The following is a 24,247-nucleotide window of genomic DNA, read 5'->3' as shown; positions in this document are numbered from 1 at the left end:
CTTCTGCCGGTGCAGGCGAATTCTCGCCAGTCCGTCACCGGCATTTCCCTGGCGTCATTTTTTTTCGCTGCTCTGGTGCTGGCAAACCCTTGAATCACGGGGGGTGGCAACGTGATGGCAATTTTTTTTGAAAATCCCCTAAAGCAAGTTGCAATCCCGACGATAACTATTACGAAGGTTCTCTAGGCCATACCCGGCGGTTGCCAGGGCCGGAAGCCGCAGTACCCAACCAACGAGGAATTCGTCATGGCTTTAACAGTAAACACTAACGTCACATCGTTGAACGTTCAGAAAAACCTGAACCGTGCTTCCGACGCTCTGTCGACTTCGATGACTCGCCTGTCTTCCGGCCTGAAAATCAACAGCGCCAAAGACGACGCCGCCGGCCTGCAAATCGCTACCCGTATGACTTCGCAGATCCGTGGTCAGACCATGGCGATCAAAAACGCCAACGACGGTATCTCGATCGCTCAGACCGCTGAAGGCGCGATGCAGGAACAGACCAACATTCTGCAACGTATGCGTGAACTGGCTGTTCAATCGCGAAACGACTCCAACGGTACTGCTGACCGTGTCGCTCTGAACAAAGAATTCGCTTCGATGTCGGACGAACTGACTCGTATCGCCAGCTCGACCAACCTGAACGGTAAGAATCTGATCGACGGCTCTGCCGGTACCATGACTTTCCAGGTCGGTTCCAACACGGGTGCGACCAACCAGATCACCATCTCTCTGGCGGCCGGCACAGACGCTGTAACTCTGGGCGTTGATAGTGGTGCTATTGCCATCACCGGTACCGATAGCGCCACCGCAGAAACCAGCACCGCAGCATCTATCGTTGCAATCGATGCGGCTCTGGCGACCATCAACTCCACTCGTGCTGACCTCGGTGCTGCACAAAACCGTCTGACCAGCACCATCTCCAACTTGCAGAACATCAACGAAAACGCCGCTGCTGCACTGGGTCGTGTACAAGATACCGACTTCGCTGCTGAAACTGCACAGCTGACCAAGCAACAAACTCTGCAACAAGCTTCCACCGCGGTTCTGGCTCAAGCCAACCAACTGCCATCCGCTGTACTGAAACTGCTTCAGTAATCGCTGATGAGTTTTGGCGGGGGAGTGCGCTTGTCGCGCTCTCTCGCTTTTTACTTTAAGAGGTGATGGACATGGATATGAGCGTCAAGCTGAACTTGTCTTATCCTGCGGCCCAGCAGGCGACGACTGTTGCCGACAAGCCTGCGGAAAAGCCTCGAGCGGAAACTGCGCCAGTGGTTGCCGTCAAGGAAGAAGGTAAAAACGACCAGACCGAGCAGGAAAAACTGAAGATGGCCGTTCAGGAAATCGAAAAGTTCGTTCAGTCGGTCAAGCGTAACCTGGAGTTCTCGATTGACGAGCCTTCAGGCAAAGTTGTGGTCAAAGTGATTGCCAGTGACTCCGGTGAGGTGATTCGTCAAATCCCCAACGAAGAAGTCCTTAAGCTGGCGAACAGTTTGAATGATGCAAGCAGCCTGTTGTTCAGCGCTAAAGTCTGACAACTGGCACGAATTTTGTTGCTATGTTCTTTTGGGCGTTGTAGTGGTCAAAAGGCCGGCGACACACTGAAGGGAGTTCCACATGGCAAGTCCAATTCTACCGGGCACGGGTTTAGGCTCCGGCCTTGATACCGGTGCTATCGTCAAAGCCTTGGTAAACGCTGACAAAGCCGCCAAGCAAGGTCAGATCGACCGTGGGACTGCGACCAACACCGCGAGCATTTCCGGTATTGGTACCTTGAAGTCGTTGATGGCTGCCTTTAATCAGGCCATGAAGGATCTGGGCAGCACGACTACCCCGCAATTTCCGGGTTTTGCAGCCACTTCCTCCGATGTGAAGATCGTCGGCGCCACCGCCAGCAACTCGGCGGTAAACGGCAACTACGTCGTGAAAGTGGATAATCTGGCCACGTCTTCGAAAGTCACCAGCGCAGCGTTCGCCGGCGGTACGACCAGCCCGATCACTGCAGGTACGTTGAGCATCACGCAGGGAACCAGCACCTACAACCTCGACATCAAGGCCGGGGCGACGCTGCAATCGGTTCGCGATTCGATCAACGCCGATACCTCGCTCAAGAGCGCAGGTATCAGTGCCAACATCGTCACCGACTCCTTCGGTTCGCGTCTGGTACTTGGCTCGACCACGACCGGTGCGGGCTCTGACATTTCCGTCAGCGGCATTTCGGAACTGACTATCGACGGCAGCAATGTCGTTGGCGCCAGCGGCGGCCCGGCAATGAGCGCCACCTCGGCCGGTTCGATCGGTGCTGTGGCCATTGATGCTAAATTCTCCATCGATGGCATGGCGCTGACCAGCAAGAGCAATATTGTAGACAAGGCTGTTTCCGGGCTAACCTTAAACTTGGTGGCGACCGGTACTTCGACCGTCACTGTGGCCAGCAACAACGATGGTCTGAAAGCTTCGATCCAGAAGTTCGTCGATGCTTATAACGCTCTGGCCAACGGCATCTCGGCATTGACCAAGCCTTCGCTCGACGATAATGGCAAGCCGACCGTTTCGGCTGCATTGACCGGCGACGCGTTGCCGCGTTCGATTCTCTCGTCCATACGCGGTCCGCTGGCGGAAACCGGTGCGGGTGACAAACTGACTGTTCTGGCGCAGCTGGGTATTACCACCGATCAAAAAACCGGTGCCCTCAACTTCGACAGCACCAAATTCACCAGCGCCATGAATGACAAGAAGCTGGGCGGTGAAGTCCAGAAGATGTTTGTCGGCGACGCTGGCAGCAACAATGGTCTGCTGGCGCGCATGACGAAGGCTATCGCACCGTTCACCGATACTGGCGGTGTTCTGGATCAGCGCACAACAAGTCTGAACAAGACAAAGACCAAGTTGAGCAATGACCAGGCGGCCCTGGATCGCCGAATAGAGACCCTGACCGCGGTACTGACCAAAAAGTACAACGACATGGATACGCTTGTCGGCAAGCTGAAAGCGACAGCCAGTAACATCACGTCGATGTTCGAAGCCATGACCGCGCAACAGAAGAACTCGTAACACTCACAGTGCCAAAAGCCCGGCAGCGTTTACACGCTCCGGGCTTTTTGTTTTTGAATCTAAAGTTTTTTGACGCGTCGTCGATACACTGATTATACGAACCACAGAATTCTGATGAGGTACAACATGAATCCAATGTTAGCCCTTCGCCAATACCAGAAGATTGGCGCTCAGGCGCAAACTTCCGAAGCCAGTCCCCATCGTCTGGTGCAGATGCTGATGGAAGGTGGCCTGGATCGTATCGCTCAGGCCAAAGGCGCGATGGAGCGTAAGGATATTCCGAACAAAGGTGTTTTGATCGGCAAGGCCATCGGCATTATCGGTGGTCTGCGTGAAGGCCTGGATCTGGATAACCAGGCCGAATCAGTAGGTGAGCTGGATAATCTCTACGCCTACATGATGAAGCGCCTGGCGGAAGCCAATCTCAGGACCGATCCGAAAATTCTCGACGAAGTTGCCGATTTGCTTCGCACGGTGAAAGACGGTTGGGATGCCATTGGCGCACCTGCTCCCCAGTTTTAAGGAGACACCATGAGTCTTGTATTGCAGCGAATCGAACAAACCCGGGACGCACTGGTCGAGGCATTGGCCGAGCGTAACTGGGAAGCCATCGGTGAATTGGACCTGGCTTGCCGTTCCTGCATGGAAGACGTCTTGAGTGAAGCTTCGGTGGACGAGGCCGCGTTGCGCGACAACCTTGAGGAGTTGCTGGGGGTGTATAAACAGCTTCTGGCAGCGGCGAGGGGGGAGCGCCAGGCGATAGTCGACGAGATGTCGCAGATCCACCAAGCACAGAGCGCGGCAAAGGTTTACCATCTGTTTGGTTAATTAACCCTCAGTTAATCCAAACATAGTGCGCCATAAATTTGACTGTGCACGGTTTTTTGACTTAACTAGTGGCTGGTTCCAGATTTCAGGCGTCTACAGGCACAACGTGTCTGCAAGCGTCTAGCTTGCCCCTCATTTTGGGCATTGAGTTGACTAGGGAAGTTGCTATTGCATGTGGCGTGAAACCAAAATTCTGCTGATTGATGACGATAGCGTCCGCCGCCGCGACTTGGCGGTGATTTTAAATTTTCTCGGCGAAGAAAATTTACCCTGTGGCAGCCATGATTGGCAGCAGGTTGTCGGCTCTTTGTCATCAAGTCGCGAAGTAATCTGTGTCCTCATCGGGACGGTTAATGCTCCTGGTGCACTTTTGGGCTTGTTAAAGACACTCTCAACCTGGGATGAGTTCCTTCCGGTTTTGTTAATGGGTGATAATTCTTCCATTGACTTGCCCGAAGACCAGCGTCGTCGAGTGCTTTCGACCCTCGAGATGCCACCCAGCTACAGCAAATTGCTCGATTCGCTGCACCGTGCCCAGGTCTATCGCGAGATGTATGACCAGGCCCGTGAGCGCGGTCGTCACCGTGAACCGAATCTTTTCCGCAGCCTTGTCGGCACCAGCCGGGCGATTCAACACGTCCGGCAGATGATGCAGCAAGTCGCCGACACCGACGCCAGCGTGCTGATCCTCGGCGAGTCCGGGACCGGCAAGGAGGTGGTCGCGCGCAATCTGCACTACCACTCCAAGCGTCGTGAAGCGCCGTTCGTTCCGGTCAACTGCGGGGCGATCCCGGCTGAGTTGCTGGAAAGCGAATTGTTCGGCCACGAGAAGGGCGCCTTCACCGGGGCGATCACCAGCCGTGCCGGGCGTTTCGAGCTGGCCAACGGCGGTACGCTGTTCCTCGATGAAATCGGCGATATGCCGCTGCCGATGCAGGTCAAGCTGTTGCGCGTCCTGCAGGAGCGCACCTTCGAGCGCGTGGGCAGCAACAAGACCCAAAGCGTCGATGTGCGGATCATCGCGGCGACCCACAAGAATCTCGAAAGCATGATCGAGATCGGCACCTTCCGCGAAGACCTCTACTATCGCTTGAACGTGTTCCCGATCGAGATGGCGCCGCTGCGCGAGCGTGTCGAAGACATCCCGCTGCTGATGAACGAGTTGATCTCGCGCATGGAGCACGAGAAGCGTGGTTCGATCCGTTTCAACTCGGCCGCGATCATGTCGCTGTGCCGTCACGGCTGGCCGGGCAACGTTCGCGAACTGGCCAACCTGGTGGAGCGCATGGCGATCATGCATCCGTACGGGGTGATCGGTGTGGTCGAATTGCCGAAGAAATTCCGCTACGTCGACGACGAAGACGAGCAACTGGTCGACAGTCTGCGCAGCGATCTCGAGGAACGGGTGGCCATCAATGGTCATACCCCGGACTTCACCGCCAATGCGCTGTTGCCGCCGGAAGGCCTGGACCTGAAGGACTACCTTGGTGGTCTGGAACAAGGGCTGATTCAGCAGGCGCTGGATGATGCCAATGGCATCGTGGCGCGGGCGGCCGAACGGCTGCGGATTCGTCGCACCACGCTGGTGGAGAAAATGCGCAAGTACGGCATGAGTCGTCGTGACGGTGATGAACAGGCGGATGATTGACGCCTGTTTTTCAACTCCTTCATTTATAGGCGGTTTTTTTTAGGCACGGGTATTGCTACATCCCTCGCAACGTTCCGTTTAACTGACGGTCAGCCACGCGAGAGAGCACAATGCCCCCAGCCGCCCAGATGTCTCCTGCCCCTGATGTTATGGGGCAACCGTCGTCCGTAGAGCAGGCAAGCCGGCTTGGCCTTGAGCAGGCGTTTGCGCTGTTCAACCAGATGTCGAGCCAACTGACCGATTCCTACAGCATGCTCGAAGCCCGGGTCACCGAGCTCAAGGGCGAGCTGGCGGTAGTCAGTGCCCAGCGTATGCAGGAACTGGCCGAAAAAGAACGCCTGGCCAACCGTCTGCAAAACCTCCTCGATCTATTGCCGGGCGGCGTCATTGTCATCGACGCCCAAGGCATCGTGCGCGAAGCCAACCCCGCCGCGTGCGAATTGCTCGGCCTGCCTCTGGAAGGTGAGCTGTGGCGTCATGTGATTGCGCGATGCTTTGCGCCGCGCGAAGACGACGGTCACGAAATCTCCCTCAAGGACGGTCGGCGTCTGTCGATCGCCACCCGCTCGCTGGACGCCGAGCCTGGTCAGTTGGTGTTGCTCAACGACCTGACTGAAACCCGTCATTTGCAAGATCAACTGGCTCGCCATGAACGCCTGTCGTCCCTGGGGCGTATGGTCGCCTCGTTGGCTCATCAGATTCGTACGCCGTTGTCCGCCGCGTTGCTCTATGCCAGTCATTTGACTGAGCAGGAGTTGCCGGTCGCGACACAGCAGCGTTTTGCCGGCCGCCTGAAAGAGCGTCTGCATGAGTTGGAACACCAGGTGCGCGACATGCTGGTGTTCGCTCGCGGCGAGCTGCCATTGACTGATCGCGTGACTCCCAAAATGCTGATGCAATCGCTGCAAGCGGCCGCATTGACCCATGTTCAGGACTTGCCGATTCGTTGGCAATGCGACAGTCATGCCGGCGAGTTGTTGTGCAATCGCGACACCTTGGTCGGGGCGATCCTCAATCTGATCGAGAACGCCATTCAGGCCAGCGCCGGCGACGTCCGTTTGAAAGTTCACCTGTATACCCGCGGCAATAACCTGCGCCTGTGTGTCAGTGACAGCGGCAGCGGTATCGACGGGGCGGTGCTGGCGCGTCTGGGTGAGCCGTTTTTTACCACCAAAACCACCGGCACCGGCCTGGGCCTGACCGTGGTCAAGGCGGTGGCCCGTGCTCATCAGGGAGAATTGCAGTTGCGCTCGCGGCCGGGGCGCGGCACTTGCGCACAGGTGATTCTGCCGCTTTTTTCGGGTGAGCAACCCAGCGCTCAGGGAGCGAAGTGAAGGACATGGCAATCAGGGTTTTACTGGTCGAGGATGACCGCGCGCTACGGGAAGCGCTGGCCGACACGCTGCTGCTTGCCGGGCACGATTACACGGCGGTTGGTTCGGCGGAAGAGGCGCTGACAGCGGTCGGCGCCGAGGTGTTCAGTCTGGTGGTCAGTGACGTCAACATGCCGGGCATGGACGGTCACCAATTGCTCGGATTGTTGCGGGCTCGTCAGCCGCAACTGCCGGTATTGCTGATGACCGCTCACGGTGCGGTCGAGCGTGCGGTCGACGCCATGCGTCAGGGCGCGGCGGATTATCTGGTCAAGCCGTTCGAGCCCAAAGCCCTGCTCGATCTGGTGGCACGTCACGCCTTGGGCAATCTCGGCGCGACCGAGAGCGAGGGGCCGGTGGCGTTTGAGCCGGCCAGTGCGCAATTGCTGGAATTGGCCGCACGGGTGGCGCGCAGTGACTCCACGGTATTGATTTCCGGTGAGTCCGGGACGGGCAAGGAAGTGCTGGCGCGTTACATCCATCAACACTCCCATCGCGCCAGTCAGCCGTTCATTGCAATCAACTGCGCGGCGATTCCGGACAACATGCTCGAGGCCACCTTGTTCGGTCACGAAAAGGGTTCGTTCACTGGTGCCATCGCGGCGCAGGCCGGCAAGTTCGAACAGGCCGATGGCGGGACGATCCTGCTCGATGAAATCTCCGAAATGCCCCTCGGCCTTCAGGCCAAGTTGCTGCGCGTATTGCAAGAGCGTGAAGTCGAGCGAGTCGGTGCGCGCAAACCGATCTCGCTGGACATTCGAGTGGTTGCCACCACCAACCGTGACCTGGCCGGTGAAGTGGCGGCGGGGCGTTTTCGCGAAGACCTTTTCTATCGCCTGTCGGTGTTCCCATTGGCCTGGCGTCCGCTGCGCGAGCGTACCGCCGACATCCTGCCGCTGGCGGAGCGCCTGTTGGCCAAGCACGTCAATAAAATGAAGCATGCCGCGGCAAAGCTTTCGCCTGAGGCGCAGGCGTGCCTGATCGACTATCCGTGGCCGGGCAATGTGCGTGAGCTGGATAACGCGATCCAGCGGGCTTTGATTCTGCAGCAGGGCGGTTTGATCCAGCCGCAGGATTTCTGCCTGGCCGGGCCGGTGGCCTGTGCGCCATTGCCGGCATTGGCGCCAACACCCGCACGCGCTGTAGAGGTCGAAGCCGAATCGGCAGGCGCCCTGGGCGATGACCTGCGGCGCCGTGAATTCCAGATGATCATCGACACCTTGCGCGCCGAGCGTGGCCGGCGCAAAGAAGCTGCCGAGCGCCTGGGCATCAGCCCGCGCACCTTGCGCTACAAGCTGGCGCAGATGCGCGACGCCGGAATGGATGTGGAGGCGTACTTGTTCGCCACCTGATCCGACTTTGGTAGCAGATTGCGTAATGGCTTGAAAGACTGGGGTGAGAGCCAAGGAAGAGCTTTTGTTTAGAGCAGCCACCGAGCTGGCACCCTTGTTGCTAACACCTCACTACCCGCCGAGTGAGTGTCAAAAAATTGCGGGTAGCCAAAGACGTAGTTTCGTCAAAGAGAGTAGACCATGAGCCAAGGTATTGAATTCAATCGGTTGATGCTGGACATGCGCTCCATGCAAATGGATGCGATGTCTGCGCCGAAATCGACTGCCGCAGTCCCTGAAATGGGTGGCAGCAGCTTTTCCGACATGCTCGGTCAGGCCGTCAATAAAGTGAACGACACCCAGCAGGCCTCCAATCAATTGGCGAGTGCCTTCGAGATCGGTAAAAGCGGCGTCGACCTGACGGACGTGATGATTTCCTCACAGAAGGCCAGCGTGTCTTTTCAGGCGCTGACCCAAGTGCGTAACAAGCTGGTTCAGGCTTACCAAGACATCATGCAGATGCCGGTTTAAGGACGAGATTGAGTCATGGCAGAAGCAATCGCCGATAATGTTCCGGCCAAGGCCACTCCAATAGACGGCAAACCGCCGCTGTTCGGGTTGTCCTTCCTGGAAAACCTCTCCGAGATGACCATGTTGCGTCAGGTGGGCCTGTTGGTCGGCCTGGCCGCGAGCGTGGCGATTGGTTTTGCCGTGGTGTTGTGGTCCCAGCAGCCGGACTACCGGCCTCTGTATGGCAGCCTTGCGGGTATGGACGCCAAGCAGGTCATGGAAACCCTGGCCGCCGCCGATATCCCTTATACCGTTGAACCGAACTCCGGTGCCTTGCTGGTCAAGGCCGATGACCTGTCCCGTGCGCGGCTCAAGCTCGCGGCCGCTGGTGTCACTCCCAGCGACGGTAACATCGGTTTCGAGATCCTCGACAAAGAGCAGGGGCTGGGCACCAGTCAGTTCATGGAGGCGACCCGTTATCGTCGCGGCCTCGAAGGCGAACTGGCCCGGACCATTTCCAGCCTGAACAATGTCAAGGGTGCCCGCGTGCACCTGGCGATTCCGAAGAGTTCGGTGTTCGTGCGTGACGAACGCAAGCCAAGCGCTTCTGTTCTGGTTGAACTGTATTCCGGTCGCTCGCTAGAGCCAGGCCAGGTCGTCGCTATCATCAATCTGGTGGCGACCAGTGTTCCCGAGCTGAGCAAATCGCAGATTACTGTCGTCGACCAGAAGGGTAACCTGCTGTCGGATCAGGCGGAAAACTCCGAACTGACCATGGCGGGCAAGCAGTTCGATTACAGCCGTCGCATGGAAAGCATGCTGACCCAGCGTGTGCACAACATTCTGCAACCGGTGCTGGGCAACGATCGCTATAAAGCCGAAGTCTCGGCCGACGTGGATTTCAACGCTGTCGAGTCGACTGCCGAGCAGTTCAATCCGGACCAGCCTGCATTGCGCAGCGAGCAGTCGGTCAACGAGCAGCGCACCGCCAGCAATGGCCCGCAAGGTGTGCCGGGTGCCCTGAGCAACCAGCCGCCGTCGCCTGCTTCGGCACCGCAAACCACCGGCGGCGCTACCGCATCGGCTGGCATGGTGCAGCCAGGCCAGCCATTGCTCGATGCCAACGGTCAGCAAATCATGGACCCGGCCACCGGTCAGCCGATGCTGGCGCCGTACCCGGCGGACAAGCGTCAACAATCCACCAAGAACTTCGAACTCGACCGTTCCATCAGCCACACAAAACAACAGCAGGGCCGTTTGAATCGCCTGTCGGTGTCGGTGGTGGTGGATGATCAGGTCAAGGTCAACCCGGCCAACGGCGAGATCACGCGGGCGCCGTGGAGCGCCGATGAATTGGCGCGCTTCACCCGTCTGGTGCAGGACGCGGTCGGTTTCGACGCCAGCCGTGGCGACAGCGTCAGCGTGATCAACATGCCATTCTCCGCCGAGCGCGGTGAAGTGATTGCCGAGATTCCGTTCTATTCCCAGCCGTGGTTCTGGGACATCGTCAAGCAAGTGCTGGGTGTGCTGTTCATCCTGGTGCTGGTGTTCGGTGTGCTGCGTCCGGTGCTCAATAACATCACCGGTGGCGGCAAAGGCAAGCAACTCGCAGGCCTTGGCAGTGACATGGAACTGGGTGGTATGGGCGCTCTGGATGGCGAGCTGGCCAACGACCGCGTCAGCCTCGGCGGCCCGACCAGCATCCTGCTGCCGAGCCCGAGCGAAGGCTATGACGCACAGTTGAACGCAATCAAGAGTCTGGTGGCAGAAGATCCGGGTCGCGTGGCCCAGGTCGTGAAAGAGTGGATTAACGCAGATGAGTGATAACCGAGCCGTTGCCGCCAAACTGTCCCGGGTCGACAAAGCCGCGATTCTGCTGCTGTCCCTGGGTTCTACCGACGCCGCGCAAGTGCTGCGCCACATGGGACCCAAAGAGGTCCAGCGTGTGGGTGTGGCCATGGCCCAGATGGGTAATGTGCATCGCGAGCAGGTCGAACAGGTCATGAGTGAGTTCGTCGACATCGTCGGCGACCAGACCAGCCTGGGCGTCGGCTCCGACGACTACGTGCGCAAAATGCTCACCCAGGCCCTGGGCGAGGACAAGGCCAACGGCCTGATCGACCGAATCCTGCTGGGCGGCAACACCAGTGGCCTCGACAGCCTGAAGTGGATGGAGCCGCGCGCCGTCGCCGACGTGATCCGTTACGAGCACCCACAGATCCAGGCGATCGTCGTGGCGTACCTCGACCCGGATCAGGCCGGTGAAGTGCTGGGCAACTTCGACCACAAGGTCCGACTGGACATCATCCTGCGGGTGTCTTCGCTGAACACCGTGCAGCCGGCGGCCCTGAAAGAACTCAACCAGATTCTCGAGAAGCAGTTCTCCGGCAATTCGAACGCCTCGCGCACCACCCTGGGTGGCATCAAGCGTGCGGCAGACATCATGAACTTCCTCGACAGCTCGATCGAAGGTCAGTTGATGGACTCGATCCGCGAAGTCGACGAAGACCTGTCCGGTCAGATCGAAGACCTCATGTTCGTGTTCAACAACCTGGCCGATGTCGACGACCGCGGCATTCAGGCCCTGTTGCGCGAAGTGTCCTCGGATGTGCTGGTGCTGGCCCTCAAAGGCTCGGACGAAGGCGTCAAGGAAAAGATCTTCAAGAACATGTCCAAACGGGCGGCCGAACTGTTGCGCGACGACCTCGAGGCCAAAGGCCCGGTGCGCGTCAGCGACGTGGAAACGGCGCAGAAAGAAATCCTCACCATTGCCCGCCGTATGGCCGAAGCCGGAGAAATCGTTCTCGGCGGGAAGGGCGGCGAAGAGATGATCTAAGGTCACTATGTCGTCCAAACATGATGAGTCCCAGACCGACCTGATCCGTGGCAAGGACGTCGCAGGTTTCGACGTCTGGGCGCTGCCCAGCTTCGACCCGTTTGTGCCGGAACCCGAGCCGGAACCGGAACCCGAACCGCCGGAAATGGAAGAAGTGCCGCTGGAAGAAGTCCAGCCACTGACCCTCGAAGAGCTCGAAAGCATTCGCCAGGAGGCCTACAACGAAGGCTTCGCGGTTGGCGAGAAAGAAGGTTTCCACAGCACCACGCTCAAGGTCCGTCAGGAAGCCGAAGTGGCCTTGGCGGCCAAGATCGCTGGCCTGGAGCAGCTGATGGCCAATCTGTTCGAACCGATTGCCGAACAGGACACCCAGATTGAAAAATCCCTGGTCGACCTCGTGCAGCACATCAGCCGGCAAGTGATTCAGCGCGAGCTGGCCATCGACTCAACGCAGATCGAACACGTCATGCGCGAAGCGCTCAAGCTCTTGCCGCTGGGCGTGGGCAATGTGCGGCTGTACATCAATCCGCAGGATTTCGAACAGGTCAAAGCCTTGCGCGAGCGCCATGAAGAAACCTGGCGCATCGTCGAAGACGAGTCCTTGTTGCCGGGCGGCTGCCGGGTTGAAACCGAACACAGCCGTATCGATGCGACCATCGAAACCCGCGTGACCCAGGTCATGGCCAAGCTGTTCGACCAACTCCACGATCAGGCGCTGCACCCGGCCGCGCCGGACCTGAGCCTTGAACTGCCGATCGACGAAAAGCCAGCGATCGCGGCAGAACCGGACGCTCCCGATGCGCCTTGATCGCACCAGCTTCGCCAGGCGCCTGGGCAGTTACGCCGAGGCCACTACGCTTGCCGGCGCGCCGATCCTCGAAGGTCGCCTGTTGCGCATGGTCGGCCTGACCCTCGAAGCCGAAGGCTTGCGCGCCGCCATGGGCAGCCGCTGCATGGTCATCAACGATGACAGCTATCACCCGGTGCAGGTTGAAGCCGAAGTCATGGGCTTCTCTGGCAGCAAAGTCTTTCTGATGCCGGTGGGCAGCGTCGCCGGCATCGCGCCGGGTGCCCGTGTGGTTCCCCTGGCCGATAACGGTCGCTTGCCGATGGGCATGAGCATGCTCGGACGGGTACTCGATGGTGCCGGTCGTGCGCTGGATGGCAAGGGCGGGATGAAGGCTGAAGACTGGGTACCGATGGATGGCCCGACCATCAACCCGCTCAAGCGCGAGCCGATCAGCGAGCCGCTGGATGTGGGCATTCGCTGCATCAACGGTTTGTTGACGGTCGGTCGCGGTCAGCGCCTCGGGCTGTTCGCCGGTACCGGCGTTGGTAAGAGTGTGCTACTGGGCATGATGACCCGCTTCACCGAGGCCGACATTATCGTCGTCGGGTTGATCGGTGAGCGGGGGCGTGAAGTTAAAGAGTTCATCGAGCACATCCTCGGTGAAGAAGGGCTCAAGCGTTCGGTGGTGGTGGCTTCGCCGGCGGACGATGCGCCGCTGATGCGTCTGCGCGCGGCCATGTACTGCACGCGGATCGCCGAGTATTTTCGCGACAAGGGCAAGAACGTCCTGTTGCTCATGGATTCCCTGACCCGTTTCGCCCAGGCCCAGCGGGAAATCGCCCTGGCCATCGGCGAACCGCCGGCGACCAAGGGCTATCCGCCGTCAGTGTTCGCCAAGTTGCCGAAACTGGTGGAGCGGGCCGGTAACGCCGAAAAGGGCGGCGGTTCGATTACCGCGTTCTACACGGTATTGTCCGAAGGCGATGACCAGCAAGACCCGATCGCCGACTCGGCGCGAGGCGTACTCGACGGGCATATCGTGTTGTCCCGGCGTCTGGCCGAGGAAGGGCATTACCCGGCCATCGACATCGAAGCCTCCATCAGCCGGGTCATGCCGTCCGTGGTCAGCATCAAGCACATGAACCACGCGCAGATGTTCAAGCAATACTGGTCGCGCTATCAGCAGAGCCGCGACTTGATCAGCGTCGGCGCCTATGTGTCCGGCGGTGATCGGGAAACCGATACCGCGATCAATCTGCAACCGGCCATGACCATGTACCTGCGCCAGGGCTTGAACGACAACATCAACATGGGCGCCAGCGAGAACCATCTCGCTTCGATCTTTGCGCCAGCGCCGGGCGGTTAACCGGTCATGGCCTCGAGCCGCGCAGCACGCCTGGCGCCTGTGGTGGAAATGGCTGAAAAGGCCGAGAAAGCTGCCGTCCTGCGCCTGGGGCACTTTCAGGGGCAGGTCCGTTTGGCGGAAAGTAAACTCGCCGACCTCGAAGCCTTCCGCCTCGACTATCAAGAGCAATGGATCGTGCGTGGCAGCGGCGGCGTTTCGGGTCAGTGGCTGCTGGGGTATCAGGGCTTTCTCGCGCAATTGGGCACGGCCATCGATCAGCAGCGCCAGAGCCTGAACTGGCATCAAAATAATCTGAACAAGTCTCGGGAAGCCTGGCAGCAAGCGTTTGCCCGGGTCGAAGGCTTGCGAAAACTGGTTCAGCGTTACATGGATGAGGCGCGGCAACTGGAAGACAAGCGCGAGCAAAAGCTGCTGGATGAGCTGTCCCAGCGCTTGCCGCGTCACGATCCGTATTGAATCAGGTAGCCCGCGAAGACGATTTCACAAGTCGAACAATTCTTCAGCCTTGCTCCAGCCCCCATCAGGTGCTAAACCTTGTACACGTACGTTCGTTCGCCAATGACAAGGAAGCCGTGAAATGTCAGTCGTTACAGAAGTATCTCCGGATGGGAAAAAGCTGACGATTTCGATCGAGGGACGATTCGATTTCGGTCGGCATCAGGAATTTCGCGAATCCTACGAAAAACTCAACCAGCAACCCGATTCCATTGTGGTGGACTTGAAGAAAGCCACTTATCTCGACAGCTCGGCGTTGGGCATGCTGCTCTTGCTGCGCGATCACGCCGGTGGCGACAACTCCGATATTCGCGTCGTCAACAGCAGTACCGACGTGAAGAAAATCCTCGCCATCTCCAATTTCGACAAGCTGTTCGACATCAGTTGACCGTCATGCAGTCGCTCGAACCGCTGACGATACTGATCGCCGAAGACAGCGCGGCCGATCGGCTGCTGCTGTCGACTATCGTCCGTCGTCAGGGCCATGAAGTGCTGACGGCCAGTAATGGCGCCGAGGCGGTCGAGGTGTTTCGTTCGCAGCGACCGCACCTGGTGCTGATGGACGCCATGATGCCGGTGATGGACGGTTTCGAGGCTGCGCAGCAGATCAAGGCGTTGGCCGGCGAAACCCTGGTGCCCATCATCTTTCTGACGTCGCTGACCGAAAGCGAAGCCCTGGCCCGTTGTCTGGAGGCCGGGGGCGACGACTTTCTGGCAAAGCCTTACAACCAGGTGATCCTCGCCGCCAAGATCAAGGCGATGGACCGCTTGCGGCGTTTGCAGGCCACCGTGTTGGAGCAGCGTGACCTGATCGCCAGGCACCACGATTATCTGCTCAACGAACAGCGAGTGGCCAAAGCCGTGTTCGACAAGGTCGCCCACTCCGGTTGCCTGAATGCGCCGAACATCCGTTACCTGCAATCGCCTTATGCGCTGTTCAACGGCGATCTGCTGCTGGCGGCATTCACCCCGGCTGGCGACATGCATGTGTTGCTCGGCGATTTCACCGGCCATGGTTTGCCGGCTGCTGTCGGTGCCATGCCGTTGGCCGAAGTCTTCTATGGCATGACCGCCAAGGGTTACGGCTTGTCCGAAACCCTGCGCGAGATGAACGCCAAGCTCAAACGCATCCTGCCGGTCGATATGTTCTGCTGTGCGGCCATGCTGTGCCTGAGCTTTCAGCGAGGGTCGGTGGAAGTCTGGAACGGCGGGATGCCGGACGGTTACCTGCACAGCATCGCCAGCGGCGAGCGTACAGCGCTGACGGCACGGCACTTGCCGCTGGGCGTGTTGAGCCCGCAAACCTTCGATGATCGCACCGAGGTGTTTCCGATGGCCGTCGGCGATCGGGTATTTCTGCTGTCCGACGGGGTGATCGATACCTGCGATGCCAATGAGCAGTTGTTTGGAGTAGAGCGACTGGAGCAAGTGTTTGCAGCCAATCGCCAGCCCGATGCACTGTTCGAAGAGATCGAGCAGGCGCTGCAGGACTTTCGTGGCGAGGCTCGCGATGACGTGAGCATGGTCGAGGTCCGTCTGCTGGAGGCCGCGCAACTGAGCCCTTCGGCACCGGTGTATTCCGACAGTGGTCAGTCCTGCCCGCTGGACTGGTCGGTGAGTTTCGAGTTCCGCGCCGCCACCCTCAAGCGCTTCAATCCGCTGCCGTATCTATTGCAACTGCTGCTTGAGGTGCATGGTCTGCGGGCGCAGAGTGGTGTGCTCTACAGTGTGCTGGCGGAGCTTTATTCCAACGCACTGGAGCATGGCGTGCTGGGCCTGGATTCGAGTCTGAAACGCGATGCTTCGGGTTTTGCGCGGTACTATCAACTGCGCAATACGCGCCTGGATGAATTGCGGGATGGCTATGTGCGGGTGCATTTGCAGGTGACGCCGAAAGGCGAGGGCGGTTGCCTGACGGTCCGGGTCGAAGACAGTGGCAAGGGCTTCGATGTGGCGCAGGTGATGGCGCGGCCCGTTGATGACGTCCGTCTATCGGGACGTGGAGTCAGTTTGATCCGCCAGTTGAGTGATCATGCAAGCTGGTCCGATAATGGTAGAAGTGCTCGCGTGGAGTTTTTCTGGGAGGCTCTGGCATAATGCCAGGCATTCTTGATCAAGGAGTGAACAAGTGGACGACACACATCTGGACCGAGACGTGCTGAGCGCGTTGCAGGAAGTTATGGAGGACGGGTATCCAGAATTGCTCGATACCTTTCTCAGCGATTCCGAAGAGCGATTGAGCTTGCTGCGCAAGGCTGACGATGCCGATCGGTTAGGCGCCACGGCGCACAGTTTCAAGGGCAGCAGCAGCAACATGGGTGCAACCCGGCTGGCCGAGCTGTGCCATGAGCTGGAGCAGCGAGCCAGAGAGAAAAAACTCGAAGGCATTGAAGCGCTGGTCGGAGAAATTGACGGCGAATTCGCCATTGTCCGTCCGCTTTTCGAGGCAGAGCGCCAACGCTCCCTGACTGAATAAGACAACCATCCGGCTAATGCCGGTTGTAGCGGCTGGCGAAGCCTGCGTTCGGCTGCGAAGCAGTCGTGAAATCATCCAGTGCGGTGTTTCAGGTAGACCGAGATGATCGGATTGGCGACTGCTTCGCAGCCGAACGCAGCCTCGCTGGGGCTCGACAGCTGCTACGACCGAACGCAAGCTGCTACGGATCGCATTACAGCTTAGCCGTCCGGCGCTTTTGGCGGCCAGCGAGCAAAGCTGGCTCGACCCTTGCAGTCAACTCACTCAACTGTACCTACGATCCCAGTGCAGCGGAGACCGTTCTATGCCCGTTACCCCCAACATTCTTCTTCAGGCTGGCGCTGCGGCCAAGTCTCAGGCCGTGTCCGCCAATACGCCGGCGCCGACGGTCGAGCCCGGGGACAAGGCGTCCAGCTTCGCTCAGGTCTACGCCAATCAGGCCCAGAGCAAGCCCTCGGTCGTGGCAGACGGATCGACTAAACCCGTACGCGACAAAACCCCCGACAACGCCAGCCCAAAGGACGTGAGCAGCGACAAGTCTGCCGCCCCGGAACCGACGGTTGCCGATAGCGGCAAATCCTTGCCCGCCGATAAACCGGCGCAGGCTGACGACAAGACGGCCAGCGATGATGCGCCGGTTACCGCCGATACATCGACACCGATAACCGATGCCGCGCCTGTTGATCCGGCCCTCGATCCGGCATTAATGCAAGCGGTGCAGCCGGTATTGCCAGCCCCCGTGCCAGAAACCCAACCAGTTATAGCCACTGTACAGCCACCGGTTGAGGCGCCTGTCACGGCCGTCATCAATGCACCAGCGGCGCAGGCTGTTGTGAGTGCCGATCCTGATTTCGATCCCGAAGCCGATCCTCTCGATGCACTGCCGGCCGTGCGCATGGCGATGGAGCAGAGCGGGCACGTTTCGGCCGCCAGCCAGGCTCAGCCAAAAGCGGCGCCGACTCAGGCTCACGTCGACGGCGAGCTGACCTCGGCACAGAACTTTGCTGCGGGCATGGCGAGCATGCTCGATGTGCAAACCGATCAGGACAGCACCAGCCAGGGCGGCGAGAAGGCTTTCAGTGGCCTGATCGATGACGGCCTCAAGGATCTCAAGTCCGCCAGCAGCGATACCCGTGTCGACGATTTCGCCAACCGTCTGGCGGCATTGACCCAGGCGGCAACGCCCAAGACTGCCAATGCCTTGCCGGTGAACCAGCCGATTGCCATGCATCAGAGCGGCTGGACCGAGGAGGTGGTCAACCGGGTCATGTACCTGTCCAGCGCCAATCTCAAGGCGGCCGATATTCAGTTGCAACCGGCCGAACTGGGGCGCCTGGATATTCGGGTGAACATGGTTCCGGATCAGCAGACCCAGGTGACCTTCATGAGCGCTCACCCAAGCGTTCGCGAAGCGCTCGACGGGCAAATGCATCGTCTGCGCGACATGTTCGCGCAACAGGGCATGGGCCAGGTCGACGTCAACGTTTCCGATCAGTCCCGTGGCTGGCAGGGTCAGGGGCAGGAGCAGGAGCAGGCTCAACAAGGGCAGGGTGGGCGTACCAACGCCAGTGGCGGTCGACTTGATTCCGTCGATGAAGAGCTTGCGCCGACTGTTGCCGAAGTGGCGGCTACGGCTACCAGCGTGATTGGTTCGAGCGCCGTCGACTACTACGCCTGATCAAACGCAACCCCCCCCTGTGTGGGAGCGAGCCTGCTCGCGATAGCGGTGGAACAATCAACGCAGATGTTGAATGTTACTGCCTCATCGCGAGCAGGCTCGCTCCCACATTTGTTTTGTGGTGATTGATGATCCTCTGCCTCCACTCCCTCCAGACACTTCTGGCATAACACTTGCTCTTGCCTTGCCGTGCGACTGTGAAAACCCGAATAGTGACGGATTATTGGCATGGCTAAGAGCGACGCAGCACCAGTGAAAGACCCCGCAACCAAAGGCAAAATCAAGCTGATCATTGTGATCGTCGTGGCCCTGCTGCTGGCGATTGGCTTGTCCGTGGGGGCGACCTGGTTCTTCATGCACAGCGCCCAGAGCAAACCTGCTGCCGCGGCTGAAACCGCTGTGGTTGGCAAGCAGCCGGCGATCTTCGAGCCGATGGCTCCGGCCTTCGTGGCCAACTACACCCAGAACGGCCGTCAGCGCTACATGCAGGTGAGCATCACCCTGCAGGGCCGCAACCAGGCCGATCTGGACGCGCTCAAGGTTCACATGCCGGTGATCCGCAATAACCTGGTCATGCTGTTTTCCGGTCAGGACTTCGCCACGCTGGCGACCCCGGTCGGCCAGGAAATGTTGCGTCAGAAGGCCACCGCCAGCGTCCAGGAAGTGGCGCAAAAAGAGCTTGGCAAAGTGGTGATCGAACAGTTGCTTTTCACTAATTTCGTACTGCAGTAGGAACACGACATGGCCGTGCAAGACCTGCTGTCCCAGGATGAGATCGATGCGCTGTTGCATGGTGTCGACGATGGTCTGGTACAGACCGATAACGCTGCCGAACCCGGCAGTGTCAAAAGCTACGACCTGACCAGCCAGGATCGCATCGTCCGTGGACGCATGCCGACGCTGGAAATGATCAACGAGCGTTTCGCCCGCTATACCCGCATCAGCATGTTCAACATGCTGCGCCGCTCGGCGGACGTTGCCGTCGGCGGTGTGCAGGTGATGAAGTTCGGCGAATACGTGCACTCGCTGTACGTGCCGACCAGCCTCAACCTGGTCAAGATCAAACCGCTGCGCGGCACCGCGCTGTTCATCCTCGACGCCAAACTGGTGTTCAAACTGGTGGACAACTTCTTCGGCGGCGACGGCCGTCACGCGAAGATCGAAGGGCGTGAATTCACCCCAACCGAACTGCGTGTGGTGCGCATGGTGCTGGAGCAGGCTTTCGTCGATTTGAAGGAAGCCTGGCAGGCGATCATGGAAGTGAACTTCGAGTACATCAACTCGGAAGTGAACCCGGCCATGGCCAACATCGTCGGCCCGAGTGAAGCCATTGTGGTGTCGACGTTCCACATCGAACTCGATGGCGGTGGCGGTGACCTGCACGTGACCATGCCGTACTCGATGATCGAGCCGGTGCGCGAAATGCTCGATGCCGGTTTCCAGTCGGACCTCGACGACCAGGACGAGCGCTGGATCAACGCCTTGCGCCAGGACGTGCTGGACGTCGACGTACCGATCGGCGCCACGGTTGCCCGTCGCCAGCTGCGCCTGCGCGACATCCTGCACATGCAGCCCGGGGATGTGATCCCGGTCGAGATGCCGGAAGAAATGATCATGCGCGCCAACGGCGTGCCGGCCTTCAAGGTCAAGATGGGCTCGCACAAAGGCAACCTCGCGTTGCAAGTGATCGAGCCGATCGAGCGCCGCTGAGTGGCGCTTTCACCCATTCGCTTTTAACCACTGCTTTGAATTAAACGGTTGCCCGCCGAGGACAAATAATGAACGACGATATGAACGCTCAGGACGATCAGGCACTGGCCGATGAATGGGCCGCCGCCCTGGAAGAAACCGGTGATGCCGGGCAGGACGACATCGATGCCTTGCTGGCCGCCGACGCCGCGAGTTCGCCGTCCAACCGTCTGCCGATGGAAGAGTTCGGCAGCGTGCCGAAGAACAACGATCCAGTGACGCTGGACGGTCCGAACCTGGACGTGATCCTCGATATCCCGGTGTCGATTTCCATGGAAGTGGGCAGCACCGACATCAACATCCGCAACTTGCTGCAACTCAACCAGGGTTCGGTGATCGAGCTTGATCGTCTGGCCGGTGAGCCGCTGGACGTGCTGGTCAACGGCACTCTCATCGCCCACGGTGAAGTGGTGGTGGTCAACGAAAAGTTCGGCATCCGCCTGACCGACGTGATCAGCCCAAGCGAACGCATCAAGAAGCTGCGCTGAGTGAACAAGGTTCTGGGTTCTTTGCCGGGATTAGCGCTGGCCTTGCCGTTCAGCGTTCTGGCTGCCGAACCGGTTGCGACTGCGACAGCGGCCGCCGCCCCGGCCGTCAACAGCGGTGTGGCCGGGCAATTGACGCAACTGGTGTTCGGCTTGCTGCTGGTGCTGGGGTTGATCTTCTTCCTCGCCTGGCTGCTGCGTCGGGTCCAGCAGGCCGGGCCGGCGGGCAAGGGGCAGGTGATCGAGTTGATCGGTTCCCGGGCGCTGGGGCCGCGTGACCGTTTGATGCTGGTGCAGGTCGGCAACGAGCAAATTCTGCTCGGCCTGAGCCCCGGCACCATCACCGCGTTGCATGTGCTCAAGGAGCCGGTGCAGGTGCCGGACAATGCCGACAAAGCCACACCGGAATTTGCCCAGCATCTGCTGAAGATGCTTGGCAAGGATCAGAAGGATAAGAAGTAATGGGTGCGTTACGCATCGTCTTGACGCTGGCCCTGATGCTGGTTGCGCCGCTGGCGTTCGCCGCCGATCCGTTGTCGATCCCGGCGATCACCCTGGGCACCAATGCCCAAGGCGCTCAGGAATACTCGGTCAGCCTGCAAATCCTGCTGATCATGACTGCGCTGAGTTTCATCCCGGCGTTCGTCATGCTGATGACCAGTTTCACCCGGATCATCATCGTCTTCTCGATCCTGCGGCAGGCCCTGGGCTTGCAGCAGACACCGTCGAACCAGATCCTCACCGGCATGGCACTGTTCCTCACCATGTTCATCATGGCGCCGGTGTTCGATCGGGTGAATCAGGATGCCTTGCAGCCCTATCTGGCGGAAAAACTCACCGCCCAGGATGCCGTCGCCAAGGCTCAGGTGCCGATCAAGGACTTCATGCTGGCCCAGACTCGCAGCAGCGATCTGGAGCTATTCATGCGCCTGTCCAAGCGCACTGACATCGCTACGCCGGATCAGGCGCCGCTGACGATTCTGGTGCCGGCGTTCGTGACCTCGGAACTGAAAACCGCGTTCCAGATCGGCTTCATGATCTTCATTCCGTTTCTGATCATCGACCTGGTAGTGGCCAGTGTGCTGATGGCGATGGGGATGATGATGCTCTCGCCACTGATCATTTCCCTGCCGTTCAAAATCATGCTGTTTGTGCTGGTGGATGGTTGGGCATTGATCATCGGCACTCTGGCGAGCAGCTTCGGCGGCGTTTCACCATGACGCCTGAAGTTGCCGTAGACATCTTTCGCGAAGCGCTGTGGCTGACCACCATGATGGTCGCGGTGCTGGTGATCCCGAGCTTGCTGGTGGGGCTGCTGGTGGCGATGTTCCAGGCTGCCACCCAGATCAACGAACAGACCCTGAGCTTCCTGCCGCGCCTGCTGGTGATGCTGGTGACGCTGATCGTTGCCGGCCCGTGGCTGGTGCAGACCTTCATGGAATACATCCTGCAGCTGTACCACAGTATTCCTCAGGTCATCGGTTAAGCCATGTCGCTGCTTCAGCTGACCGATACCCAGATCAGCACCTGGGTGGCGACGTTCATGTTGCCGCTGTTTCGTATCGGTTCGTTGCTGATGGTCATGCCGATTTTCGGCACGACGCTGGTACCCAAGCGCATTCGGCTGTACTTCGCCCTGGCGATCACCGTTGTGATTGCCCCCGGCCTGCCGCCGATGCCACCGGTCAACGCGCTGGACCTGAGCGCGCTGTTGCTGATCGCCGAGCAGATCATCATCGGCGCGGTGCTGGGATTCTCCTTGCAGCTGTTCTTCCAGGCGTTCGTGGTCGCCGGGCAAATTGTCGCGATCCAGATGGGCATGGGCTTCGCTTCGATGGTCGACCCTACGAACGGTGTGTCGGTGGCGGTGATCGGGCAGTTTTTTACCATGCTGGTGACACTCTTGTTCCTGTCAATGAACGGCCATCTGGTGGTGTTCGAAGTCCTCACCGAGAGCTTCACCACGCTGCCGGTCGGCGGTGGATTGATGGTCAATCATTTCTGGGAACTGGCCGGCAAGCTGGGGTGGGTGCTTGGCGCGGCGCTGTTGCTGGTGCTACCGGCGATCACCGCGTTGCTGGTGGTCAATATTGCGTTTGGCGTGATGACCCGGGCGGCACCGCAGCTGAACATCTTCTCGATCGGCTTCCCGCTGACCCTGGTGCTTGGGATGTTCATTGTCTGGGTCGGCCTGGCGGACATTCTCAATCAGTACCAACCGCTGGCCGCCGAGGCCTTGCAGTTGTTACGCGAATTGGCACAGGCGCGCTGAGTCATGGCTGAGAGCGAAAGCGGTCAGGACAAAACAGAAGACCCCACGGAGAAACGCAAAAAGGACTCCCGTGAGAAGGGCGAGATTGCGCGCTCCAAGGAGCTCAACACCCTGGCGGTCATGCTCGCCGGAGCCGGTGGGTTGTTGATTTTTGGCGGCGCCCTGGCGCAGGACATGATGGAGCTGATGCGCATGAACTTCTCGCTCTCGCGGGAAGTGATTCTGGATCAGCGTTCCATGGGCACTTATTTACTGCACTCGGGGCACATCGCCCTGTTGGCGATCCAGCCGGTGATGATCACCTTGCTGCTGGCCGCGCTGATCGGCCCGATTTCCCTGGGTGGCTGGCTGTTCGCGGCCGGCTCAATGGCACCCAAGTTCAGTCGCATGAACCCCGGCGCGGGCCTGAAACGGATGTTCTCGCCCAATGCGCTGGTGGAGTTGCTCAAGGCCCTGGCCAAATTTTTCATCGTGCTGTTCGTGGCGTTGACGGTCTTGTCGTCGGACATCGACGATTTGCTGCGCATCGCCCACGAGCCACTGGATATGGCGATCATTCACAGCCTGCAAGTGGTCGGCTGGAGCACTTTGTGGATGGCTTGCGGGCTGATCATCATCGCCGCGGTCGACGTGCCGGTGCAGTTGTGGCAAAGCCACAAAAAGCTGCTGATGACCAAGCAGGAAATACGCGATGAGCACAAGGACCAGGAAGGTAAGCCTGAGGTCAAACAGCGCATTCGCCAGTTGCAGCGCGAGATGTCGCAACGGCGGATGATGGCCGCGATCCCCGAGGCCGACGTGGTCATCACCAACCCGACTCACTACGCCGTGGCGCTCAAGTACGATCCGGACAAGGGCGGGGCGCCGATGCTGATCGCCAAGGGTAGCGACTTCCTGGCCCTGAAAATCCGTGAAATCGCGGTGGCCAACAATGTGCTGCTGCTCGAATCTCCAGCATTGGCGCGTTCGATCTACTACTCCACCGAGCTGGAGCAGGAAATCCCCGGTGGGCTGTATCTGGCAGTCGCCCAGGTACTGGCCTACGTCTACCAGATTCGCCAGTACCGCGCCGGCAAGGGTAAGCGTCCGGATCCGCTTAAGGATGATCTGCCGATTCCACCGGATCTGCGGCGCGATTCCTGACTGTTGTGTTGGCCATGCTGGCCTCTTCGCTGGCAAGCCTCGCTCACAGAAGCAGCGTCGAACGCCAAAGGTGTGTTCGACCAAGCGAAGAGGTGGTGGCCATACGAAGGCGGCTGCTACCGGGCTCAACAAATCACCCTATTCCCCTCCTTGGCAAAAGTTGGAAGGCTTCTTGCAGTAGCCGCCCTGCGCCTGCTTCAGGCGTCAAAGATT

General features: G+C 59.4%; 26 protein-coding genes. All 26 read left to right on the top strand.

Going from position 1 to position 24,247, the window contains the following annotated elements:
• The first annotated feature begins 246 nt into the window (after positions 1 to 246).
• The 26 genes from ACZ9BB_RS16290 (at position 247) to flhB (ending at position 24,034) form a co-directional block, all read left to right on the top strand.
• Positions 247 to 1,098, top strand: a complete 852-nt coding sequence (locus ACZ9BB_RS16290) for a flagellin domain-containing protein (RefSeq protein WP_476214619.1) — start codon at positions 247 to 249, stop codon at positions 1,096 to 1,098.
• A gap of 71 nt (positions 1,099 to 1,169) precedes the next feature.
• The gene (locus tag ACZ9BB_RS16285; protein ID WP_476214618.1) at positions 1,170 to 1,535 is read left to right on the top strand and encodes a flagellar protein FlaG; all 366 of its coding nucleotides are present in this window, start codon (positions 1,170 to 1,172) and stop codon (positions 1,533 to 1,535) included.
• 82 nt (positions 1,536 to 1,617) lie between these two features.
• On the top strand, positions 1,618 to 3,054 hold the full coding sequence (gene fliD, locus ACZ9BB_RS16280; RefSeq protein ID WP_476214617.1) for a flagellar filament capping protein FliD: 1,437 nt from the start codon (positions 1,618 to 1,620) through the stop codon (positions 3,052 to 3,054).
• A 126-nt stretch (positions 3,055 to 3,180) separates the two neighbouring features.
• Entirely contained in the window at positions 3,181 to 3,576 is a 396-nt protein-coding gene (fliS, locus tag ACZ9BB_RS16275; protein ID WP_476214616.1) for a flagellar export chaperone FliS, read from the top strand.
• Between the two features lie 9 nt (positions 3,577 to 3,585).
• A complete protein-coding gene (gene fliT / locus ACZ9BB_RS16270; protein ID WP_476214615.1) occupies positions 3,586 to 3,882 on the top strand; it encodes a flagellar protein FliT in 297 nt (98 codons plus the stop codon).
• A gap of 172 nt (positions 3,883 to 4,054) precedes the next feature.
• The gene (locus tag ACZ9BB_RS16265; protein ID WP_476214614.1) at positions 4,055 to 5,530 is read left to right on the top strand and encodes a sigma-54 dependent transcriptional regulator; all 1,476 of its coding nucleotides are present in this window, start codon (positions 4,055 to 4,057) and stop codon (positions 5,528 to 5,530) included.
• Positions 5,531 to 5,640: 110 nt separating this feature from the next.
• A complete protein-coding gene (locus tag ACZ9BB_RS16260) occupies positions 5,641 to 6,864 on the top strand; it encodes a sensor histidine kinase (RefSeq protein WP_476214613.1) in 1,224 nt (407 codons plus the stop codon).
• 5 nt (positions 6,865 to 6,869) lie between these two features.
• Positions 6,870 to 8,255 (top strand): sigma-54-dependent transcriptional regulator, encoded by a 1,386-nt coding sequence (locus tag ACZ9BB_RS16255; protein WP_476214612.1) that lies wholly within the window; start codon positions 6,870 to 6,872, stop codon positions 8,253 to 8,255.
• 180 nt (positions 8,256 to 8,435) lie between these two features.
• Positions 8,436 to 8,765, top strand: a complete 330-nt coding sequence (fliE, locus tag ACZ9BB_RS16250; protein ID WP_258696960.1) for a flagellar hook-basal body complex protein FliE — start codon at positions 8,436 to 8,438, stop codon at positions 8,763 to 8,765.
• Between the two features lie 15 nt (positions 8,766 to 8,780).
• Positions 8,781 to 10,568, top strand: a complete 1,788-nt coding sequence (fliF, locus tag ACZ9BB_RS16245; RefSeq protein ID WP_476214611.1) for a flagellar basal-body MS-ring/collar protein FliF — start codon at positions 8,781 to 8,783, stop codon at positions 10,566 to 10,568.
• Positions 10,561 to 11,580 (top strand): flagellar motor switch protein FliG, encoded by a 1,020-nt coding sequence (fliG, locus tag ACZ9BB_RS16240; protein WP_476214610.1) that lies wholly within the window; start codon positions 10,561 to 10,563, stop codon positions 11,578 to 11,580. Before fliF ends, fliG begins: the two co-directional genes overlap by 8 nt.
• A gap of 7 nt (positions 11,581 to 11,587) precedes the next feature.
• A complete protein-coding gene (gene fliH / locus ACZ9BB_RS16235) occupies positions 11,588 to 12,388 on the top strand; it encodes a flagellar assembly protein FliH (protein ID WP_476214609.1) in 801 nt (266 codons plus the stop codon).
• Positions 12,378 to 13,736, top strand: a complete 1,359-nt coding sequence (gene fliI / locus ACZ9BB_RS16230) for a flagellar protein export ATPase FliI (protein WP_476214608.1) — start codon at positions 12,378 to 12,380, stop codon at positions 13,734 to 13,736. Before fliH ends, fliI begins: the two co-directional genes overlap by 11 nt.
• 6 nt (positions 13,737 to 13,742) lie before the next feature.
• Positions 13,743 to 14,192, top strand: coding sequence for a flagellar export protein FliJ (fliJ, locus tag ACZ9BB_RS16225; protein WP_476214607.1), 450 nt, complete (start codon positions 13,743 to 13,745; stop codon positions 14,190 to 14,192).
• A gap of 121 nt (positions 14,193 to 14,313) precedes the next feature.
• Positions 14,314 to 14,619 (top strand): STAS domain-containing protein, encoded by a 306-nt coding sequence (locus ACZ9BB_RS16220; RefSeq protein ID WP_476214606.1) that lies wholly within the window; start codon positions 14,314 to 14,316, stop codon positions 14,617 to 14,619.
• A 5-nt stretch (positions 14,620 to 14,624) separates the two neighbouring features.
• Entirely contained in the window at positions 14,625 to 16,328 is a 1,704-nt protein-coding gene (locus ACZ9BB_RS16215) for an ATP-binding SpoIIE family protein phosphatase (RefSeq protein WP_476214605.1), read from the top strand.
• A 31-nt stretch (positions 16,329 to 16,359) separates the two neighbouring features.
• A complete protein-coding gene (locus ACZ9BB_RS16210) occupies positions 16,360 to 16,707 on the top strand; it encodes an Hpt domain-containing protein (RefSeq protein WP_476214604.1) in 348 nt (115 codons plus the stop codon).
• A 304-nt stretch (positions 16,708 to 17,011) separates the two neighbouring features.
• Positions 17,012 to 18,385 (top strand): flagellar hook-length control protein FliK, encoded by a 1,374-nt coding sequence (locus ACZ9BB_RS16205; RefSeq protein WP_476214603.1) that lies wholly within the window; start codon positions 17,012 to 17,014, stop codon positions 18,383 to 18,385.
• A gap of 228 nt (positions 18,386 to 18,613) precedes the next feature.
• Positions 18,614 to 19,117, top strand: coding sequence for a flagellar basal body-associated protein FliL (gene fliL, locus ACZ9BB_RS16200; RefSeq protein ID WP_476214602.1), 504 nt, complete (start codon positions 18,614 to 18,616; stop codon positions 19,115 to 19,117).
• Between the two features lie 9 nt (positions 19,118 to 19,126).
• Positions 19,127 to 20,095: a flagellar motor switch protein FliM gene (gene fliM / locus ACZ9BB_RS16195; protein WP_007938639.1), complete on the top strand. Its 969-nt coding sequence runs from the start codon at positions 19,127 to 19,129 to the stop codon at positions 20,093 to 20,095.
• A gap of 68 nt (positions 20,096 to 20,163) precedes the next feature.
• Positions 20,164 to 20,622 (top strand): flagellar motor switch protein FliN, encoded by a 459-nt coding sequence (gene fliN / locus ACZ9BB_RS16190; protein WP_411740787.1) that lies wholly within the window; start codon positions 20,164 to 20,166, stop codon positions 20,620 to 20,622.
• Positions 20,623 to 21,081 carry a flagellar biosynthetic protein FliO gene (fliO, locus tag ACZ9BB_RS16185; RefSeq protein ID WP_476214601.1) on the top strand — a complete coding sequence of 153 codons (459 nt, stop codon included), beginning with the start codon at positions 20,623 to 20,625 and terminating at the stop codon, positions 21,079 to 21,081.
• On the top strand, positions 21,081 to 21,839 hold the full coding sequence (gene fliP / locus ACZ9BB_RS16180) for a flagellar type III secretion system pore protein FliP (protein WP_476214600.1): 759 nt from the start codon (positions 21,081 to 21,083) through the stop codon (positions 21,837 to 21,839). Before fliO ends, fliP begins: the two co-directional genes overlap by 1 nt.
• Positions 21,836 to 22,105, top strand: coding sequence for a flagellar biosynthesis protein FliQ (fliQ, locus tag ACZ9BB_RS16175; protein ID WP_007938648.1), 270 nt, complete (start codon positions 21,836 to 21,838; stop codon positions 22,103 to 22,105). The genes fliP and fliQ overlap by 4 nt, the downstream gene beginning before the upstream one ends.
• Before the next feature lie 3 nt (positions 22,106 to 22,108).
• Positions 22,109 to 22,891 carry a flagellar biosynthetic protein FliR gene (fliR, locus tag ACZ9BB_RS16170; RefSeq protein WP_476214599.1) on the top strand — a complete coding sequence of 261 codons (783 nt, stop codon included), beginning with the start codon at positions 22,109 to 22,111 and terminating at the stop codon, positions 22,889 to 22,891.
• A gap of 3 nt (positions 22,892 to 22,894) precedes the next feature.
• Positions 22,895 to 24,034, top strand: a complete 1,140-nt coding sequence (gene flhB, locus ACZ9BB_RS16165) for a flagellar biosynthesis protein FlhB (RefSeq protein WP_476214598.1) — start codon at positions 22,895 to 22,897, stop codon at positions 24,032 to 24,034.
• Positions 24,035 to 24,247 lie beyond the last annotated feature (213 nt).

This window comes from Pseudomonas sp. TE3552 (assembly GCF_056278945.1).
Note: the sequence above shows the minus strand (reverse complement) of the source record. Positions and strands in the feature narration are given on the sequence as shown.